The organism is Cellulomonas sp. NPDC057328 (assembly GCF_042667215.1).
Lineage (GTDB): Bacteria > Actinomycetota > Actinomycetes > Actinomycetales > Cellulomonadaceae > Cellulomonas.
The window spans coordinates 1-4,326 of record NZ_JBHUZW010000188.1 but is presented as its reverse complement, the minus strand read 5'-3'; the positions used below and the strand labels follow the sequence as shown (position 1 = coordinate 4,326).

Below are 4,326 nucleotides of genomic sequence, written 5' to 3'. Positions count from 1 at the left end.
ACGCCGGCCCCGCCCACCGGGCGGCGGCCGGCGTCGTCGCGCCGGCGCGCGGTCGGCCTCGTCGTGTGCGTCGTCGCGCTCGTCGTCGTGTGCCTGCTGTCGGTGACGTTCGGCTCGCGCGTCGTCGGCTGGTCGGACGTCGTCGCGGGCCTGCTGCACCCCGACCCGGACGACATCGCGCAGGCCGCCGTCGCGTCGCGCGTGCCGCGCACGGTGCTCGGCCTGCTCGTGGGCGCGGCGCTCGGCCTCGCCGGGTCGGTCATGCAGGGCCTCACGCGCAACCCGCTCGCCGACCCCGGCATCCTCGGCGTGAGCTTCGGCGCCTCGCTCGCCGTGGTCGCCGGCATCGCCTGGTTCGGGCTCTCGACGCTCACCGGGTACGTGTGGGTCGCGTTCGCCGGTGCGGGGGCCGCGATGGCCCTCGTCTACGCCATCGGCTCGGCGGGGCGCGGCGGGCCGACGCCCCTGAAGCTCGCGCTGGCCGGGGCGGCCGTCACCGCCGCCGCCTCGTCGCTGATCAGCATGGTCCTGCTCAGCCGGACCGACGTGCTCAACACCTTCCGCTTCTGGCAGGTCGGCTCGCTCGGCCGCGCCGACACGGCCACGATCCTCGCGATCCTGCCGTTCCTCGTCGTCGGCGCGGTGCTCGCCGTCGCCGTCGCGCGCGGGCTCGACGCGCTCGCGCTCGGCGACGACCTCGCGGCGGGCCTCGGCCAGCACACCGGCACCGTGCGCGCGCTGGGGGCCCTGGCCGCCGTGCTGCTCTCGGGCGCCGCCGTCGCGGTCGCGGGCCCCATCGCGTTCGTCGGCCTCGTCATGCCGCACCTCGCGCGCGGGTTCACCGGCCCGTCGCACCGCTGGGTGCTGCCGTACGCGGCGCTGTTCGGCGCCGCCCTCCTCGTCGGCGCGGACGTCCTCGGCCGCGTGGTCGCCCGGCCCCAGGAGCTGGAGGTCGGCATCATGACCGCCCTGCTCGGCGCGCCCGTGCTCATCGCGATCGTCCGCCGCTCGAAGGTGCGCGAGCTGTGAGCGCGACCGCGCTCGTCCCCGCTGCGTCCACCGCCGGCCTCGGCGGCGCCGTCGCCCCGGGGCGCCGCCGCCGCGCGCGCCGGTGGTGGACGCTCGTCGCCGTCCTCGCCCTCGCCACGCTGGCCGTCGCCGTCGTCGCGCTCGTCGTCGGCGAGCGCGTGTACCCGCTCGGCGACGTCCTGCGCGTGCTCGCCGGGCAGGACGTGCCCGGCGCGTCGTTCACCGTCGGCCGCCTGCGCCTGCCGCGCGTGCTGACCGGGCTCCTCGTGGGCGTCGCGTTCGGCATGGGCGGCGTGATCTTCCAGACCATGCTCCGCAACGCGCTGGCGAGCCCGGACATCATCGGCGTCACCGCCGGCTCGAGCGCCGCCGCCGTCCTGTCGATCACGTCGATCGGCCTCGCCGGTGCCGCCGTGCCGGTGGTCGCCGTCGTCGCCGGCGTGGGCGTCGCCGCCGCCATCTACCTGCTCGCGTGGCGGCGCGGCATGCACGGCGCCCGCTTCGTGCTGATCGGCATCGGCGTCGCCGCGATGCTCCAGTCCGTCGTCTCGTACGCGCTGACGCGGGCGAACGTCTACCAGGTGGCCGACGCGCTGCGGTGGCTGAGCGGCAGCCTGGACGACGCCTTCTGGGAGGGCGTCCCGATGCTCGCCGTCCCCGTGCTCGTGCTCGCGCCGGTGGCCGTCGTGCTGGCCCGGCGCCTCGGCGCCCTCCAGCTGGGCGACGAGCTCGCCGCCGGGCTGGGCGTGCGACCGGACCGCAGCCGCCTCGCCCTCATCCTCGTGGCCGTCGGGCTCGTCTCCGTCGCCACGGCGACGACCGGCCCCATCGCGTTCGTCGCCTTCCTCGCCGGGCCCCTCGCGCACCGGCTCGTCCGCGGCACGGGCCCGCTCGTCGTGCCCGCCGGCCTCGTCGGCGCGCTGCTCGTCCTGCTCGCCGACCTCACCGGCCAGCACCTGCTCGGCACCCGCTTCCCCGTCGGCGTCGTCACCGGCGTCGTCGGGGCGCCCTACCTGCTCTGGCTCCTGGCCAGGTCCGACCGCTCGGGAGGCACCCTGTGAGCGCCCGCCCCACCCCGCCGCCGGAGCGGCCCGTGCACACGCTGGCGGTCGACGGCGCGACGATCGGCTACGACGACCGCGTCGTCGTCCACGACCTGTCGCTCGTCGTCCCACCGGGGAAGGTGACGATCGTCGTCGGCGCGAACGCGTGTGGGAAGTCCACGCTCCTGCGCGCGATGGCCCGCCTGCTCAGGACCCGCTCCGGCCGGGTGCTGCTCGACGGCGTGCCGATCACCGACATGCCCTCGCGCCAGGTCGCCACCGTCCTCGGCCTGCTCCCGCAGACGCCCGTCGCGCCCGAGGGCATCGCCGTCGCCGACCTCGTCGGCCGCGGTCGCTACCCGCACCAGGGCTGGCTGCGCCGCTGGACGGCGGAGGACGACGCGATCGTCGAGGAGGCCCTGGCGGCCACCGACACGCTCGAGCTCGCGGACCGCCCGGTCGACGAGCTGTCGGGCGGCCAGCGCCAGCGCGTCTGGATCGCCATGGCGCTCGCGCAGCGCACCGACGTCCTGCTGCTCGACGAGCCCACCACGTTCCTCGACGTGGCCCACCAGGTCGAGGTGCTCGACCTGCTGACCGACCTCAACCGGCAGCGCGGCACGACCGTCGTCATGGTGCTGCACGACCTCAACCTCGCGGCCCGGTACGCCGACCACCTCGTCGCCGTGCGCGCCGGGCGCCTGTACGCGCAGGGCGACCCCGCCGAGGTCGTCACCGAGCAGATGGTGCGCGACGTCTTCGGCATGGAGTCGCGCGTCGTCCCCGACCCCGTCGCCGGCTCGCCGCTCGTGCTGCCGCTCGGCCGCCACCACGGCGGCCCGCCGCGCGCCGGCGACGGCGAGCGCGCGGACGTGCGCGCCGAGGAGCCGGTCGTCGACCGCGTCCCCTGACCCGTAGCCACGACACGAGGGCCACGGCACGAGGGCGGCCACCCCGCGGGGTGACCGCCCTCGTCGCGTCGTGCGGACGCCGCTCGCGTCAGTGCGGCTGGTACGGCGAGACGACGACCTCGATGCGCTGCAGCTCCTTGAGGTCGGAGTAGCCGGTCGTCGCCATGGCGCGGCGCAGCGCGCCGATGAGGTTGAGCGTGCCGTCCGCGGTGTGCCCGGGGCCGAACAGGATCTGCTCGAGGCTGCCGGCCGTGCCGACGTGCACGCGCTCGCCGCGCGGCAGCTCCGGGTGGTGCGCCTCGGGGCCCCAGTGGTAGCCGCGGCCGGGGGCCTCCTCGGCGCGGGCCAGCGCGGCGCCCAGCATCACGGCGTCCGCGCCGCACGCCATCGCCTTGACCAGGTCGCCCGAGCGCCCGACGCCGCCGTCGGCGATGACGTGCACGTACCGGCCGCCCGACTCGTCGAGGTAGTCGCGGCGCGCGGCGGCGACGTCCGCGACCGCCGTCGCCATGGGCGCGTGGATGCCGAGCGACAGCCGGGTCGTGTGCGCCGCTCCCCCGCCGAACCCGACGAGGACGCCCGCGGCACCGGTCCGCATGAGGTGCAGCGCCGCCGTGTACGTCGACGCCCCGCCGACGATGACCGGCACGTCGAGCTCGTAGATGAAGCGCTTGAGGTTGAGCGGCTCGGCGCGCCCCGACACGTGCTCTGCCGACACCGTGGTGCCGCGGATGACGAACAGGTCGACGCCCGCGTCGACCACCGTGCGCCAGTGCTCCTGCGTCCGCTGCGGGCTCAGGGCGCCCGCGACCGTCACGCCCGCGTCACGCACCTCCTGGATGCGCGCGCGGATCAGCTCCGGCTTGATCGGCTCGCCGTAGATCTCCTGCATCCGGACGGTCGCCCGCGCGGCGTCCAGCGCCGCGATCTCCTCGAGCAGCGGCGTCGGGTCCTCGTACCGCGTCCACAGCCCCTCGAGGTCGAGGACGCCCACGCCGCCGGCCTTGCCGAGGGCCACGGCGGTCGCAGGGCTCACGACCGAGTCCATCGGCGCCGCCAGGACGGGGAGGTCGAAGTGGTACGCGTCGATCTGCCAGCCGACCGAGACCTCCTCCGGGTCACGCGTGCGGCGCGAGGGCACCACCGCGATGTCGTCGAAGGAGTAGGCCCGCCGGCCGCGCTTGCCGCGTCCGATCTCGATGTCGCTGCTCACCCCCCGAGCCTACCGGCGCACGCGCACCGGCCCGCGGCGCCCCCCCCACCGGGGGGGGCCCCGCGGGGCCGCCGGGGCGGGCCGGCGGTGGGGGCGGCGACGCGGGCCCGGCCCGGGGTGTTAGGCGCCG

At 76.7% G+C, this 4,326-nt stretch carries 4 protein-coding genes; 3 read left to right on the top strand and 1 reads right to left on the bottom strand.

Annotation, left to right across the window (positions count from 1 at the left end; genetic code table 11):
- From ACFUMH_RS18680 to ACFUMH_RS18670, 3 genes are all read left to right on the top strand, one after another.
- Positions 1–1,029 (top strand): FecCD family ABC transporter permease (locus ACFUMH_RS18680; RefSeq protein ID WP_378209049.1); only part of this gene is annotated, 1,029 nt, incomplete at its 5' end.
- Positions 1,026–2,090: a FecCD family ABC transporter permease gene (locus ACFUMH_RS18675; RefSeq protein WP_378209047.1), complete on the top strand. Its 1,065-nt coding sequence runs from the start codon at positions 1,026–1,028 to the stop codon at positions 2,088–2,090. The genes ACFUMH_RS18680 and ACFUMH_RS18675, both read left to right, overlap by 4 nt.
- Positions 2,087–2,983: an ABC transporter ATP-binding protein gene (locus tag ACFUMH_RS18670; protein ID WP_378209045.1), complete on the top strand. Its 897-nt coding sequence runs from the start codon at positions 2,087–2,089 to the stop codon at positions 2,981–2,983. Before ACFUMH_RS18675 ends, ACFUMH_RS18670 begins: the two co-directional genes overlap by 4 nt.
- Before the next feature lie 88 nt (positions 2,984–3,071).
- On the opposite strand, the gene ACFUMH_RS18665 is transcribed toward ACFUMH_RS18670, so the two are convergent.
- Positions 3,072–4,196, bottom strand: coding sequence for a GuaB3 family IMP dehydrogenase-related protein (locus tag ACFUMH_RS18665; RefSeq protein ID WP_378209043.1), 1,125 nt, complete (start codon positions 4,194–4,196; stop codon positions 3,072–3,074).
- Positions 4,197–4,326 lie beyond the last annotated feature (130 nt).